Origin of the sequence: Pseudomonas abietaniphila, assembly GCF_039697315.1 — a bacterium.
Taxonomy (GTDB): domain Bacteria; phylum Pseudomonadota; class Gammaproteobacteria; order Pseudomonadales; family Pseudomonadaceae; genus Aquipseudomonas; species Aquipseudomonas abietaniphila_B.
Genome location: NZ_CP155619.1, coordinates 1,527,773 through 1,542,547 on the forward strand (window position 1 = coordinate 1,527,773; position 14,775 = coordinate 1,542,547).

At 55.0% G+C, this 14,775-nt stretch carries 10 protein-coding genes; 7 read left to right on the top strand and 3 right to left on the bottom strand.

The features are described 5' to 3' along the window. The first annotated feature begins 833 nt into the window (after positions 1-833). The 5 genes from ABDX87_RS06780 to ABDX87_RS06800 all read left to right on the top strand — a co-directional run bounded on the left by ABDX87_RS06780 (position 834) and on the right by ABDX87_RS06800 (position 8,342). Positions 834-3,746 carry a ribonucleoside-diphosphate reductase subunit alpha gene (locus ABDX87_RS06780; protein WP_346832180.1) on the top strand — a complete coding sequence of 971 codons (2,913 nt, stop codon included), beginning with the start codon at positions 834-836 and terminating at the stop codon, positions 3,744-3,746. Between the two features lie 318 nt (positions 3,747-4,064). Continuing rightward, on the top strand, positions 4,065-4,235 hold the full coding sequence (locus tag ABDX87_RS06785) for a YhfG family protein (RefSeq protein ID WP_346832181.1): 171 nt from the start codon (positions 4,065-4,067) through the stop codon (positions 4,233-4,235). Beyond that, complete coding sequence (locus tag ABDX87_RS06790) at positions 4,232-4,834, top strand: putative adenosine monophosphate-protein transferase Fic (RefSeq protein WP_346832182.1); 603 nt, start codon at positions 4,232-4,234, stop codon at positions 4,832-4,834. Before ABDX87_RS06785 ends, ABDX87_RS06790 begins: the two co-directional genes overlap by 4 nt. A gap of 694 nt (positions 4,835-5,528) precedes the next feature. Continuing rightward, positions 5,529-6,776 carry a ribonucleotide-diphosphate reductase subunit beta gene (locus tag ABDX87_RS06795; protein ID WP_062379979.1) on the top strand — a complete coding sequence of 416 codons (1,248 nt, stop codon included), beginning with the start codon at positions 5,529-5,531 and terminating at the stop codon, positions 6,774-6,776. Between the two features lie 231 nt (positions 6,777-7,007). Further along, positions 7,008-8,342: a type II restriction endonuclease gene (locus ABDX87_RS06800; RefSeq protein ID WP_346832183.1), complete on the top strand. Its 1,335-nt coding sequence runs from the start codon at positions 7,008-7,010 to the stop codon at positions 8,340-8,342. A gap of 84 nt (positions 8,343-8,426) precedes the next feature. Here ABDX87_RS06800 and ABDX87_RS06805 read toward each other — a convergent pair whose 3' ends face one another. Together ABDX87_RS06805 and dcm are read right to left on the bottom strand one after the other, a co-directional pair. Beyond that, positions 8,427-8,936 carry a very short patch repair endonuclease gene (locus ABDX87_RS06805; protein WP_346832184.1) on the bottom strand — a complete coding sequence of 170 codons (510 nt, stop codon included), beginning with the start codon at positions 8,934-8,936 and terminating at the stop codon, positions 8,427-8,429. 56 nt (positions 8,937-8,992) lie between these two features. Then, entirely contained in the window at positions 8,993-10,420 is a 1,428-nt protein-coding gene (dcm, locus tag ABDX87_RS06810) for a DNA (cytosine-5-)-methyltransferase (RefSeq protein ID WP_346832185.1), read from the bottom strand. A 552-nt stretch (positions 10,421-10,972) separates the two neighbouring features. On the opposite strand from dcm, the gene ABDX87_RS06815 reads away from it, so the two are divergent. After that, positions 10,973-11,503 carry a BRO-N domain-containing protein gene (locus tag ABDX87_RS06815; RefSeq protein ID WP_346832186.1) on the top strand — a complete coding sequence of 177 codons (531 nt, stop codon included), beginning with the start codon at positions 10,973-10,975 and terminating at the stop codon, positions 11,501-11,503. 793 nt (positions 11,504-12,296) lie between these two features. Here the strand turns inward: ABDX87_RS06815 and ABDX87_RS06820 are convergent. Then, positions 12,297-13,049: an HNH endonuclease gene (locus ABDX87_RS06820; RefSeq protein ID WP_346832187.1), complete on the bottom strand. Its 753-nt coding sequence runs from the start codon at positions 13,047-13,049 to the stop codon at positions 12,297-12,299. A 440-nt stretch (positions 13,050-13,489) separates the two neighbouring features. On the opposite strand from ABDX87_RS06820, the gene ABDX87_RS06825 reads away from it, so the two are divergent. Further along, positions 13,490-14,611, top strand: coding sequence for a hypothetical protein (locus ABDX87_RS06825; RefSeq protein WP_346832188.1), 1,122 nt, complete (start codon positions 13,490-13,492; stop codon positions 14,609-14,611). Positions 14,612-14,775 lie beyond the last annotated feature (164 nt).

Genomic DNA, 14,775 nt, shown 5'->3' on the forward strand with positions numbered 1-14,775 from the left:
GATATATCCATTGTAGGAGCGTGGCTTGTCCCGCGATCGGCCGGGAACCGGCCGTAAAATCGGACAACGCTTTTTGTCTGAAACATGCATTTGCTGGATGGACTGTCGCTGCGCAACAGATCGCGGGACAAGCCACGCTCCTACAGAACGGTGTTGATCCGACGCAATAGTACCCACTCACCCAACATGACACACGACATGCCAAACCACCCGTCCGTCGTCCTTGCCAACCCCATATTTTGTGATAGGGTTCGCGCCCGCAAAAAACCGGGAAATTGATTTTCACCCTCGAAAAATCACGCGTCGGCGGCTCATCCCAGTCCCCATGCGGCCTACACGCGACTTCGTCGTTTCGCACACAAATTACACACAGCTTTATCCACAGGTTAAGCCTGTCAGGAACGTTGCAATTGGTGTCCGAAACGCATTATCTTGTACCCCGTCGCTCGTGGAGACCCTACATGTAGGGGTTGGCTCGAAAAACCAAACACAAGTGACCGAGAGATTTCAAGCACTTTTTCTCGCATCAAACGGGTTGAAATGCCCCGGTTTTACCGCCTGACCGCTCACACGCGAATGGCAGACACTCAGGCTTCATGATCTGCGCGTAACGGTACAAGTGTTGCAACATTAAGTGTGCATTCTGCATCGAATTTTTACAGGGCGACGGACTCAGAACCGCGCCCTTTTGGACTTCAAAGCCAGGGTCGGCCTCCTTCAGCCTTCCCATCCGTTTTGAAGTCATTGGACTGGCGTTTGTCAGTCAACTGCCTCAAGACGGAACGGTGGACGCCTACAGCGTCCAAATAAACATAGAGAACGTGGAGACACCCATGCAAACAGACACAACTCGCGAGAATCCTCAGGCCATTGCGCCGCAGACAGGTGCGACCCAGCAGGACCTGTCCGCGACCGCACCGGGTCAGCTGCGCGTGATCAAGCGTAACGGCACCGTTGTTCCGTACACCGATGACAAGATCACCGTCGCCATCACCAAGGCTTTCCTCGCAGTTGAAGGCGGTACCGCCGCCGCGTCGTCGCGTATCCACGACACCGTTGCACGCCTGACCGAACAAGTCACCGCGACCTTCAAGCGTCGCATGCCGTCGGGCGGCACCATCCACATCGAAGAAATTCAGGATCAGGTAGAACTGGCGCTGATGCGCGCCGGCGAGCAAAAAGTGGCTCGCGACTACGTGATCTACCGCAACGAACGCTCCAAAGAGCGCGCCGGTCGTGGCGGCGAAGCCCCTGTACAGGCTCACCCGTCGATCCGTATCACCACCAAGGACGGCAGCCTCGCGCCGCTGGACATGGGCCGCCTGAACACCATCATCACCGAAGCGTGTGAAGGCCTGGCCGAGGTTGATGCCAACCTGATCCAGAATGAAACCCTGAAAAACCTGTACGACGGCGTTGCGCTGACCGACGTCAACACCGCCCTGGTGATGACCGCGCGTACCCTCGTAGAGCGTGAGCCGAACTACTCGTTCGTGACCGCGCGCCTGCTGATGGACACCCTGCGTGCCGAAGGCCTGGGCTTCCTGAACGTTGCGGATAGCGCCACTCACCACGAAATGGCCGACCTGTACGCCAAGGCCCTGCCGGCTTACGTCGCCAAAGGTATCGAGTTCGAACTGCTGAACCCTGTTCTGGCCGAATTCGACCTGGAAAAACTGGGCAAGGCGATCAACCACGAGCGCGACCAGCAGTTCACCTACCTGGGCCTGCAGACCCTGTACGACCGTTACTTCATCCACAAGGACGGCGTGCGTTTCGAACTGCCGCAGATCTTCTTCATGCGCGTGGCCATGGGCCTGGCAATCGAAGAGAAAGCCCGTGAAGACCGCGCCATCGAGTTCTACAACCTGTTGTCGTCCTTCGACTACATGGCCTCGACCCCGACACTGTTCAACGCCGGCACCCTGCGGCCACAGCTGTCGAGCTGCTACCTGACCACCGTTCCGGATGACCTGTCGGGCATTTACCACGCCATCCACGACAACGCGATGCTGTCCAAATTCGCAGGCGGTCTGGGCAACGACTGGACACCGGTTCGCGCGCTGGGCTCGTACATCAAGGGCACCAACGGCAAATCCCAAGGCGTCGTGCCATTCCTGAAAGTGGTCAACGACACCGCTGTGGCAGTGAACCAGGGCGGCAAGCGCAAAGGCGCTGTCTGTGCCTACCTGGAAACCTGGCACATGGACATCGAAGAGTTCATCGAGCTGCGCAAGAACACCGGTGATGATCGTCGTCGTACCCACGACATGAACACCGCCAACTGGATCCCTGACCTGTTCATGAAGCGTGTCTTCGACGACGGCAAATGGACCCTGTTCTCGCCATCCGAAGTCCCTGATCTGCACGACCTGACCGGTAAAGCCTTCGAAGAGCGCTACGAGTACTACGAAGCGCTGACCGAGTACCCAGGCAAGGTCAAGCTGTTCAAGACCATCCAGGCCAAAGACCTGTGGCGCAAAATGCTGTCCATGCTGTTTGAAACCGGCCACCCTTGGCTGACCTTCAAAGACCCGTGCAACCTGCGTTCGCCGCAGCAGCACGTGGGCGTGGTCCACAGCTCGAACCTGTGCACCGAGATCACCCTGAACACCAACAAGGACGAGATCGCGGTCTGCAACCTGGGCTCGATCAACCTGCCGAACCACATCGTCAACGGCAAGCTGGACACCGACAAGCTCAAGCGCACCATCGACGTAGCCGTTCGCATGCTCGATAACGTCATCGACATCAATTACTACTCCGTGCCGCAAGCCAGGAACTCCAACTTCCGTCACCGTCCGGTCGGTCTGGGCATCATGGGCTTCCAGGACGCGCTGTACCTGCAGCACATCCCTTACGGTTCCGACGCTGCCGTGCAGTTCGCCGACCGTTCGATGGAAGCCGTCAGCTACTACGCGATCCAGGCTTCCTGTGACCTGGCGGATGAGCGCGGTGCCTACGAGACGTTCCAGGGTTCGCTGTGGTCCAAAGGCATCCTGCCGCTGGATTCGCAACAGATCCTGATCGAAGCCCGTGGCCAGAAGTACATCGACGTTGACCTGGAAGAGACCCTGGACTGGGCGCCAGTGCGTGCTCGCGTTCAGAAAGGCATTCGTAACTCGAACATCATGGCCATCGCACCGACCGCAACCATCGCCAACATCACCGGCGTGTCGCAGTCGATCGAACCGACCTACCAGAACCTGTACGTGAAATCGAACCTCTCGGGCGAATTCACCGTGATCAACCCGTACCTGGTTCGCGACCTCAAGGCACGCGATCTGTGGGACTCGGTCATGATCAACGACCTCAAGTACTACGACGGTTCGGTACAACAGATCGAGCGCATCCCGCAGGAACTCAAAGACCTGTACGCCACCGCGTTCGAAGTGGACACCAAGTGGATCGTTGACGCCGCCAGCCGTCGTCAGAAGTGGATAGACCAGGCTCAGTCCCTGAACCTGTACATCGCTGGCGCTTCGGGCAAGAAACTGGACGTGACCTACCGCATGGCCTGGTACCGTGGTCTGAAAACCACCTACTACCTCCGTGCCCTGGCCGCGACCAGCACCGAGAAGTCGACCATCAACACCGGCAAGCTCAACGCCGTTTCCAGCGGCGGCCACGGCCCGGACGACTCGGCGATCACCGCCCCGCGTCCAGCCGAAGCAGCGCCAGCCGGTCCAGCGCCAGTGCCTAAAGCCTGCGCGATCGACGAGCCGGATTGCGAAGCCTGCCAGTAAACAGAATGGCGCTACGCAAGTAGCGCCGTCATGGCCAACGCGCTTCTGTAGAAGCGCGTTGGGTCTGGGCCGTAACCGGACGAAGAGGCCGTCACCTCCAACCTCTTTGCCTCAGCCCTACCGAGATACCGTCTACCCCACATGACCTGTGGGAGTGAGCTTGCTCACGAAGAGGTCCGCACAATCACCAAAGATTGCCGCCAAAGCCTCCCACCGAAGCCCCCCTCACCTCTTCATGTGCTTTGCTCACGACACCCCGCGACACCCTCCCCGCATCGAATCCGCTACAATTGCCTCATCGCGAAACGAGGCCTGTTTATGCCAACTCCCTCTCTCGAAGCCAAAAAGGCCTATTGCGCCAAAACGCGCAAATCCAACTACGCTGCCAGCCTGCGCCTGGAAGGTTTCCCCAGCACACCCGCTGATGCTGAACGTCCTCTCCTCACTCGAGAAGAACTGTTGAAAATCTACAGTGGCAAAAAGGCGTGACGCTCGACAAATACGGCACCGGCCAAGATCCCTATTGCTTTCCCGATACAGCGATCCTGCGTAACCGTTTCGGAATCCATGACGAACAGATCCTGGCTGAAGCTGAACGCGCGCTTTCCGAAGTAGCAGCCGATTCCATCGACTTTGCACCGCCGCCCTACGATCTCGCCTACCTCCAGCAAATCCATCACAGGCTATTTTCAGACTTGTACGATTGGGCAGGCCAACTGCGCATCGTCGACATTTCCAGGAATGACACCCACTTTTGCGTCACCAGCCGCATCGAGCCCGAAGCCAACAAACTGTTCAAGATGCTTGCCGACGCCAACGGTTTTCAGGGCCTGGACCGCGTCAATCTGATCAACGCCTGCGCGGAACTGTTCGGCGACCTGAACGTGGTTCATCCCTTCCGCGAAGGCAATGGCCGTGCACAACGGATCCTGTTCGAACACATCATCGTCAACGCAGGGTATGAAATCAGTTGGTGGCCGGTCCAGCCCGCCGAATGGATACAAGCCAATATCGACGCCGTGGGATGTGATTATGAGGGGCTGGTGAGGGTGTTCGAGCAGTGTGTGGGTCAGGCAATCCGTAGCTGAATATTCGCCGATTAGTCCTGACGGCCGACATCGCCTGATAGGGGCCACTCGTCGATTACGTCACAATTTGGCTCTTCATTTCCAATGGGTATCCAATACTGATTTTCGAGTCCTGTCCCCTGCACGCCTCTGGATACGCAACCTCAGCGCATTATCAAAAGCCTTGATCCCAATCAGCACGGATGAATTCGTCGAAATCCGATCTGATCCGCTGATTGCCGATGGCCAGGACACACTATATGATGTGTCTCGCTTCAGCGTTAAACACTAGATACGTGATTAACCTCTAATCTCAACGTGTTGTTCTTCAAGCACGGCTTGGCGAAGGATGCGGAGGAAAATGAAGGCAATTCGACCCTCAAATTCCGTCAGGGACGAACCCGCGCAGGGCAAAATCTGTATAATCCCGCGCTCACCCAGGGTACTCAAAATGACCGTTTGCACATTGCAAAGCTGGCACTCTGAAAACAGCCCCGTTGACCCGCTTCGCCGGCCTGCCACAGGTGGCCTTCGCAGCACGTTCGCCGATCGATCCGAAATGACGATTCTCGTCTTCGTTGATCAGTCACAGTAAGACCCTGAGCTACACCCAATCTATTCCCGTTGCCAGCCTATGCGACATGCACCGCTGGCAACGCCGACTTTAAAATCCAATCGACCGCCAACGCGGTCCTCAAGCAGGAGCCTCACCACCATGCTGAGCTGGGACGAATTCGACAAAGAAGACGCCGCTGAACCCGCCAAAGGCGCCAACGCCGGCCACGCTTCTGAAGCTGCCATGGACAAACTCGACAGCGCCGGTGGTGCTGCCGCGCTGGAAGCACGCGCTGCCAACGCCAACGACTCTGCCGCCGTGGCCCGCGCCAAGGCTGCCCTGAACAAACTCGACATCGCCGAAGGTCTGGCCGAACTCGAAGGCTCCGCTGCCCGCGTTGCCGTCGACGAAAAGCGCATGATCAACTGCCGCGCCGACCTCAACCAACTCGTGCCTTTCAAGTACGACTGGGCCTGGCAGAAATACCTGGACGGCTGCGCAAACCACTGGATGCCGCAAGAAGTCAACATGACCGCCGACATCGCCGTATGGCGTAACCCGGAAGGCCTGACCGACGACGAACGCCGTATCGTCATGCGCAACCTCGGCTTCTTCTCCACCGCCGACTCCCTGGTTGCCAACAACCTCGCGCTGGCCGTGTATCGCCTCATCACCAACCCTGAATGCCGCCAGTACATCCTGCGCCAGGCCTTCGAGGAAGCGATCCACACCCACGCCTACCAGTACTGCATCGAATCGCTGGGCATGGACGAAGGCGAGATCTTCAACATGTACCACGAGATCCCGTCGGTCGCTAAAAAAGCGGCCTGGGGCCTCAAATACACCCGCGCCATCTCCGACCCGGAATTCAACACCGGCACCGTCGAGACCGACAAAGAACTGCTGCGCAACCTGATCGCCTACTACTGCGTTCTGGAAGGCATCTTCTTCTACTGCGGCTTCACCCAGATCCTCTCCATGGGCCGCCGCAACAAAATGACCGGCGTCGCAGAACAGTTCCAATACATCCTGCGCGACGAGTCCATGCACCTGAACTTCGGCATCGACGTGATCAACCAGATCAAAATCGAAAACCCACACCTGTGGGACGCCGAACTGAAGGAAGAAGCCAGCCAGATGATTCTGCAAGGCACCCAGCTCGAGATCGAATACGCCCGCGACACCATGCCTCGCGGCGTACTGGGCATGAACGCAGCGATGATGGAGGACTACCTCAAATTCATCGCCAACCGTCGCCTGTCGCAGATCGGTCTGAAGGAAGAGTACCCAGGGACCACCAACCCGTTCCCATGGATGAGCGAGATCATGGACTTGAAGAAAGAGAAGAACTTCTTTGAGACGCGCGTGATTGAGTATCAGACAGGTGGGGCTTTGAGCTGGGATTGATTTGATCCTGGGTTAACTGCTTCAAGCGAAAGGGCTGCCAGCGATGGTGGCCTTTTTTTGTTTCGTGCACCTCATTCTCAAACGCTTTATAAGGAACAGGGGTCCGGCCTCCTTGCTTCCGGAGTTTGGTATCGAAGAAAATCGGACACACGAAATAACCACCTGATGGTTGTAAGTTAAGAGGTAGAGCCAGCAACAGCTCGCCCAGAAAATAAAGAATGGAGAGTGACGATGGGTTTCCATCCCGAATGGAGCGAGATTTCTACACTGGTCAATGAGAGCAAGAGCATCTTCATCAAGAAGCTGTCTCGCAATGATACCTCGTGGGCCGACGACCCAAAGAATGGTCATCAGAATGGTTTTTTCATCCCTCGCGCTACGGCAGAATCTGATTTCTTTCCGGTGCTAACAAGCTCAAACCCTGAAAAACCGCACATCTTCGACATTAAATATCCGACGTTTTGGCCAGCCTCAGGAGAGCTGAAGACGTCCACAATCAAGCACTTCTCGAAACGTCACCCTGGCGACATAGAGAAGGAAAGGCCAAGATATGAGTGGCAGCACACAGGTGTTCCCCGTGAGCAATTCCAGTCACTCAACCCGGCATCGTTACTTCTTGTTGGAAAGCTGAAGGAAACAAAAGCCGGGGCTGAATACTGGGTCATCGTCGTGGATTCTGTGAGCGAAGAAGCGGAGATAATCGAGACTGTATTCAAACTCGAGTCCGACTTTCATTTCGGCACGTTCGACCCGGCCCTGCTTATAGAACCTGCGTCAGACACCGATCTGCTCATCGCAGAACTGACGCAGGCGATCCACGATAGAACTCTGGAGCAATTCATCAAGCAGCAGACGCTGCCTTCCCCGGAATTGCTGGCAGGACAGGCACAGGCCAAATGGCTGGCAGATAATAAATTCGATGACATGAATCCGTTTTCCCTTCCCGAGCCTGGTAACGCAGTCATGCGTATCAGCCGAGATATCGAGTACTCCATCTATAAACAGGCTGAATTGCGAATCAGGACGGCGCAAGTTGCCAAGCTACTGCTTCACGGCGTCGGCGATCCTGTGACCAACCTGGTGCGAGGTTTTTCCGAACTGGATTCAATTTTTCTCAGCGCAGCCCAGACACGAAAAAGCAGAGCTGGCCTATCGTTTGAACATCACGTGGGCAGGCTTTTCAGGGATGGCCGGATTCGCCATGAAGCTCAGGTGGTCTTCGGTGGCCGCCGTCCGGATTTCGTACTGCCGGGAGTCAAAGCGCTGAACACCAATGGTGATGCAATCATCGTCTCGTTGAAGACTACCTTGCGCGAACGGTGGAAACAGCTGGCATTGGAGAAACCACTCGGAGCAATTTTCCTGGCCACAGTCGACGACAGAATATCAGGCGAGGCCATCGACGAAATGGAACGAAATTCCATTCACCTCGTTGTGCCTGAGTCCCTTAAGAAAGCTAAAGAGAAAGAAACTGCCTACTCGGCATACGAGAACGTAATCACTTTCAAGCAGTTCTTCGACATTGAGGTAAATCTGAAACGCCCCTCGTTGGTCCTCCCGCTGTAGCCTGGCTGCTGACAAACAGCGATTGCGCGTAGCACCTCCACCCCACCGAGGCGCTGCGCCAAGGTCAGCGCCCGACCGCTCTGTTCATGGCTTGAGCCTTAACGGTGCAGCCAACTCGATGTGCAAAGCACCCGACTCCAAGCCATCCTCGTCCATCTGGAAGTATTCACATTTGCTGGTAAGCCATTCCGCTATGAGGTCGACCAGCGCCGTACTCTTTTGCTTTTTCATTGACCGCACGGCACATTCCCAGATCACAAGGACCCTCCAGCCGGAAGCGCGCAAGGTCGCGATCTGCTGATCATCTCGCATACGATTTTTGCCGATCTTCTCAAGCCAGAAATCAGACCGTGTCTGAGGGACCTTGAAGAAGCGGCAACGATGTCCGTGCCAAAAGCACCCGTGAACGAAGACCGCTGCCTTGTGTTTGGGCAGCACAAGATCGGGCTTTCCGGGGAGCTCATCAGCATGAATTCGAAAGCGAAAACCTCTGCCGTGCAAAGCTTTACGAATGAGGATTTCGGGAGAGGTGTTTTTGCCTTTTATACCGGACATCATCCGGGAGCGGGTTGCCGCATCTACTACGTCGGTCAAGAGAACCTCCACTCCGGAGCGCAATGCTCCGGGTTAGAAAATAATCTATTTGGACCTTAGGCAGGCAGGGCAAATTCCAGCTGAGGACGATGCTCTTCGTTTTTGGCCTTGGCGCGAAGGATTCGGTCCTTCATCAATCTAGCCACGGCCTCAAAAACCGGAACCGCAACCGAGTTACCAAATTGCCGATAGGCTTGGGTATCCGAAACGGGGATGACGAATTTGCTCTCACCCGGTTTGTCGAACCCCATCAGCCGGGAGCATTCATGCGGGGTAAGCCTGCGCGGCCGGTTCTGCTGATTCAACTCGCTGTTGAAGTCCTGATCTTCCGAGAACCCACGGTCCACCAGAATTTCTGAACCGTCTTTGTGATAACGAGCGGACAGCGTACGTGCAACATCGTGAGCCCGGGTCAAGCCGAAGCCAAAGCCGTTACCCTTCTGCCGATGCTTCTCGGCGTACCTGTAAAGGTAATCCCACAGCTTCGGCGTGAGGATGTATTTGTCGTCCACTTCTTTGTCCAGCAGATCACCGAAGGTAGGTCGCTGCCTGGGAATGAGCTTGTCGATATCTTTTAATGTGAAACCGCCATGGACATTCAGATCACGGCGAAAGCCGACCAAGACAATTCGTTCACGATGCTGCGGCAAGAAATGCCTTGCGTCGATGACCTTAGGGTCTGCCCCCTTGGGTGCGTTGACGTCCGCAACCTCATAGCCAAGCTCGTCTAACGCCTCGCAGATAATGCGGAAAGTGTTGCCTTTATCATGGCTTTTCAAGTTTTTGACGTTTTCCAGTAAAAACGCGGCGGGTTTTTTGGCGGCGATAATTCTCGCTACGTCGAAAAACAGAGTGCCTTGCGTCTCGCACTCAAAACCATGCTTGCGACCGAGAGAATTCTTTTTGGACACGCCTGCCAAAGAAAACGGCTGACAAGGAAAACCAGCGAGCAGAACATCGTGATCAGGAATTTCCCGATCGATGTTGTGATAGGCCTCGTCCTCACTAACGTCAGGTCGATCAGACAGAGTCACTGTGCGGATATCTTGGTTGAATCGATGATGGACCGGGTCGCAATAGTGATTTGCTTTATAGGTTCTCACAGCGAACGGGTTCCACTCAGAGGTGAAAACACACTCACCACCAATCGCCTCAAAACCTTTGCGAATGCCACCTATTCCCGCGAACAGATCGATAAACGTAAACGAGGTTTTGGTCGTTGGCTTCTCAGGCAACAGCGATTCAAGGTGCTTGAATTCCCGGTGCGACAGCCGAGGCGACGCTTTCCCCTTGACCCAGCGATTTATGGTTTCACGGCAATGAGAGGAACCGATCTCATGGAGTTTTGCTGCCAACTGGCCTTGATCGTAAATTTCCAGCAGTTTGTGAAGAAGCGCCATGTCTTCGGCAGGATGTGGATCAGGTGACGGAGCGGAATGGCCCAATGAGTGAAAATCTGTGGGTATCGTTTCAAAAAGATTCATGGGCCAAGCTATCCTCTGGGTCAAAGCTGTGACGAGCGGTCACCATTCTATCCCTATGCAGCGAGATGTAAATTCTTCATTTGCCCTGATAAGCAAAATCACTCGCGAGCTTGGATAGATAAGGGGTGGCTCAATACTGTATATAAAAACAGTACACATTAAGCCCTGCCTCTGTCTACTCCGCTATCAGACAACCTACTTTTCAGAAATGCCCTACAGCTTTGTTCCTTGTCCGCTCGACCAGACCTCTCTACCCTTGCACCGCGCCTAAGAAACGCACCAGAGAAATCTACAGCAGCGGCCAGACCGCTTCCGATATCATGCGGCTTTTTTCGAACCTGCAGCCTTTGCCTGTGCGTCTGAAAACTCTGTTATGTCGGGAGTGGACCAATACAAGACCCGTAAGGGGAATACGTCCGGCCTCTCTGCTGTAGGTTTCTTAGCTCCCGACACCTTGCTCAACCAAGAGAACAGCAGTGATAACAACATGCAGTTTCTATTTCTTCCATGCTCTGCCCCCGACTGACTCCCACTGGGGTTTGGAGGTCGCAAATGAGTAATTCACTAACCCCTACCACCTTCCACCGCCACAATCGCCCTCTGCGCACCCTTCTCCTCGAATCCCAAGTCTGGTTCTGTGCCCGCGACATGGGTCGCCTCATGGGCTGGCCCTTGAACGATCGTACGACGCGCAAGCTGGATGCGGATCAACGCCGGTTCGTCACGCTAGTGGATGCGTGTGGCGAGGAAAACGAGTTGATGATCAGCGAATCAGGCGTCTACACGATGTTGGTGCATCACTATCACGCCGAGAATCGCGCTTTGCGGCAGTGGATTACCAATGAGGTGGTACCGTGTCTGCGGGATGAAGGGATAGCGCCGGACGCGATCAGCCCTTGTTTGAGCTATTTGCAGTGGCCTGGGCTGTCGGTGAGCCTGTTGCACTGGCGCAGCGAGCCGTGGATTCGGTTGCGGGATATGCCGAAGGTGTTGACGGTGGATGAGAGGCGGGGTCATGAGGTGGCGCTTGAATCGCGCGCGTCTTGGTGGCGGCTGGCAGTGCAGGTTTTGCGATTGGGGTGATCCTTATCAGAAGTATCGGGGCGTCCGGCCGTTTTTTTGCGGCGATGGCAGTGAGGTGAATGCCAGTTTTATCGATGTCAGCGTCTGATAAGACCGAGGCGGACGGATTGGCTGGAAACCCGCATGACGAGGCGCTCAGCCCTTGCGGTCTAGAAGGGGACTTGATCAAAGCGTTGGGGCATAGCCAGCGGCCTGACCAACAGGAATTACCTAACCTACGACGCCCTTGGGATACCTCTACCCTTTGTGCGGTCATCAGGGCCGGCCATTGACATTGCAAATGTGCAGCCGCTCTTGAGTCGCGGCGTCTCCGCGGAAAGTGGGAACAGCTTGGTGATGCTGTGGTTGGTTACCGGCACAAGAACGTTGCGATGCCACGTCCGCACCTGTACTGCGACCGTTACCGCATTCAGTCGCTGAGCCGCAGTCACATAAGCTTAAACTCAAGCTGGGACTACTTAAGCAGTTTGGTCGTTTGGAATACTGACAGCTGGAAATCATTAGGGCGAATGTTTAAGTGGCCGGAACGTCGAAGGATTTGAACCCGCCAAGTCAATCTCACTAGAAGTTTTAGCACCACGGCTGCGCTAGTTTGCAAGCTTCAGTCTCGCCCCTTAGAGCATTCATGAACTCCCTGCACTGCTTGAGTCACGGCAAGTGCAGAAGGATCAATACTTTCAACTTTGGGAATTACCAAAGATTGATTACAAGCGCTCTGAATATATATTGCAGTCAGCATTCCTTTTTTGCGATCTATGAAGTCATTACTGGTAACTGCAGTCCGATTTAAACTTCAGAAAACAGACTCTATATAATTTTTCAGCTGCATTCGCAATGCGACACGATCCCTGCTGTGATGTTGCTGGCGGTGGCAATGAGGGCAAAGAGCTGCAACATTATCGAGGCTGTCTAGGCCTTTTTCGCTTAGAGGAATAATATGGTGCGCTTCAAGATATGAACTTCCGTCATCTCTTTCAAAAAGCTTTGCGACGCAACCAGGCATTTCGCAGGTGTTCTGGGCCCTATGGAGAGCTGCCGCAACAACGTATGGGTTACGAGCAAACTCACTCCTAATAACGTCTTTCCGTACAGGCCCTGCTGCTGCTTCTAAGGCGAGCGCCAAAACCATAGAGTGTGGTGATCTGCGAGCGATCTCTTGCATAACTTCCGCGGTTGTCATGTTCTCGACCGAGTCGATCTTGATTGCATAAAGCGTTTGCCCGATGTTGCCGATAAGCACGGCGTCATTCACCTGTAGCCAAACTCTAATGAGCTCGCGGCCCATCCGCGGTTCCGGCTCCCTGCTCGCCTTGGCTGATCTTTTAGCGTTATAGAAAGAGCTGATGACGGTCTGTCGGTAAGGGCTCAGTGGTGTCACCACTGTGATGGGAGTAGCTGGCCGCTCCAGAGAGGGTGCAATATCTGCATCAATAACCGCTGCGTGCTGTTCCGCAGACAGGACATATGCTTGCTTGCTTTTGTCGGTCGGGGCTACGCTTTTGATACCCCAATTGTCGAAGATTAGATTCCAATCGACAGCAGTCATTTCTGACGCCCCCCTGTCTAAAATATACCGCAGCATAGATGGCAACGTGCCACTTGTCCACGCCGACAGTTTACAGGTATTCTCTTGGCTCATCTCCTCTGGCAGCCGGAACTTTACCGGACGAAACTTCGCCAAGGCGTCGCAGCCAACTATCTGTCGACCGTTGATGCAGCACCTCGGCAAATCACAGAGGGGTAGGCTCCAACGATTTCGTGCAGATCTTTCGTAATCCGGGTAAAAGGCGGATCCGGAGGAAGCATTTCTAGTACGCAGGAGCCTGCAATAAGTATTCATCAAACGTGCGAGATGGAAGCTCAAGGGATGGCGCTGGTCGGGCGTGCGCAGCACCACAATTCCAATACCACTCCCCAGGGGTCCTAACTTTAGAACCTCTGCTCCTAGATTGCGCTTATAAGTGCCAACTTCATGAGGTGCCGTGAATGATGACGCCGCTGGGAGCTCTAGCGTCGCTTGACCTGACAGATCCCAATACCTGCTTCAATGTTCTCTCCCACGACAAGCATCAGGTTGCTGAAGGCATGGTCGTGGAAAGTCTTTTCGACCAGATAATCGAGCGGATTCCTGCCGCGGTGGGAGGCGAGAACGTGCACATTCTGGACGTGGACACATTCGTTGTGCGTCATCCGAGCTCATTCAAACAGAGCTATGCCTTCGTTCTGTCGTGGAAGGAACGGAAGCAGACCGGCCTGAAGCGGTATCTAATAGCGCTCGGCAAAGTCTTTACTACCTACCAAGTTGAGTACATAGGTGGGACGGGATTTAGGGCGAGACTTGTAAGGGAGGGCAGACCTGCAAGCAACTGGGAGGTACTGGAAGACCTGTTGGGAACGCTGAGTGTCAGGAGTACCAAGGTCTACGCGGTCGATAATAGTGTTCGCAAGCCCGACCGCCAGTTGGCCTCCTTCTGGGGCTATCTTCGCGAGACCTACGGCAATCGGTTGGCGGAAAAGGTTGCAGTTCCGCGGCTGCTGGTCAACTGGGGTATACAGCCATGGTTTCGCTCGGTCTGGAATATTGACCGGGTCTTGCTGGTGGGGGATTTGCTCTGGGTGCTGGAGGCAAAGCACAAGTTTCCCTACGAGCATTCGGGAAGATTGCAGTTCGGACTCAACAACGGCGAGGCATACCTCATTCGGGACTTGGTCAGTTGTGGGATAAACGTCATCCACACTATCGTGGTGAAGCCATACTGGGACATGGATGTCGGCTCTTCGTACCTGATAAGTAGCTACAACGCAAGGCAGAGCGCAATCGTTGTTGGCCGAACAGTCGGAAAAGCAGAAATTGAGCAAATAATAGGATCTGCAACCGCCTGTTCTCCCGGACATACCACCATGACCGGGGACGGAAAGCTGAAGTACAAGCCAATGACCGCAAGCGATTTCGGCCTGCTGTCGAATCTGGCTGATCCGGACGCAGTCGCCCGTGGCATCGCGCAGCTGCTGGAAGGCAGCATGGAAAATTACTGCAGGGACGAAAATCTGAGGGCTGCTCGCATCGCTTGCCCCGTTCGGCGAGAGAGGGAGCAGCCTGAGGTTTGACTTTGCCGTAGGCCACCGCTTATTCCTAATGAAAATACCTGTCTTCGCTTCTCGGTAGTCGGGTGCTGCGCACTCTGTTCGGGCGCAACAAAATTGTTCACGTAGGGCTAGGTTCACCATGGTTAAATTCGGGCAAACGAGCCAAGCCACTCAGTTTTTTACTT

Bases quoted from the DNA above. Each gene is read 5' to 3' on its own strand.
- ABDX87_RS06780 (WP_346832180.1), top strand. From the start codon at position 834: ATGCAAACAGACACAACTCGCGAGAATCCTCAGGCCATTGCGCCGCAG.
- ABDX87_RS06785 (WP_346832181.1), top strand. From the start codon at position 4,065: ATGCCAACTCCCTCTCTCGAAGCCAAAAAGGCCTATTGCGCCAAAACG.
- ABDX87_RS06795 (WP_062379979.1), top strand. From the start codon at position 5,529: ATGCTGAGCTGGGACGAATTCGACAAAGAAGACGCCGCTGAACCCGCC.
- ABDX87_RS06800 (WP_346832183.1), top strand. From the start codon at position 7,008: ATGGGTTTCCATCCCGAATGGAGCGAGATTTCTACACTGGTCAATGAG.
- dcm (WP_346832185.1), bottom strand. From the start codon at position 10,420: ATGAATCTTTTTGAAACGATACCCACAGATTTTCACTCATTGGGCCAT.
- ABDX87_RS06815 (WP_346832186.1), top strand. From the start codon at position 10,973: ATGAGTAATTCACTAACCCCTACCACCTTCCACCGCCACAATCGCCCT.
- ABDX87_RS06820 (WP_346832187.1), bottom strand. From the start codon at position 13,049: ATGACTGCTGTCGATTGGAATCTAATCTTCGACAATTGGGGTATCAAA.
- ABDX87_RS06825 (WP_346832188.1), top strand. From the start codon at position 13,490: ATGATGACGCCGCTGGGAGCTCTAGCGTCGCTTGACCTGACAGATCCC.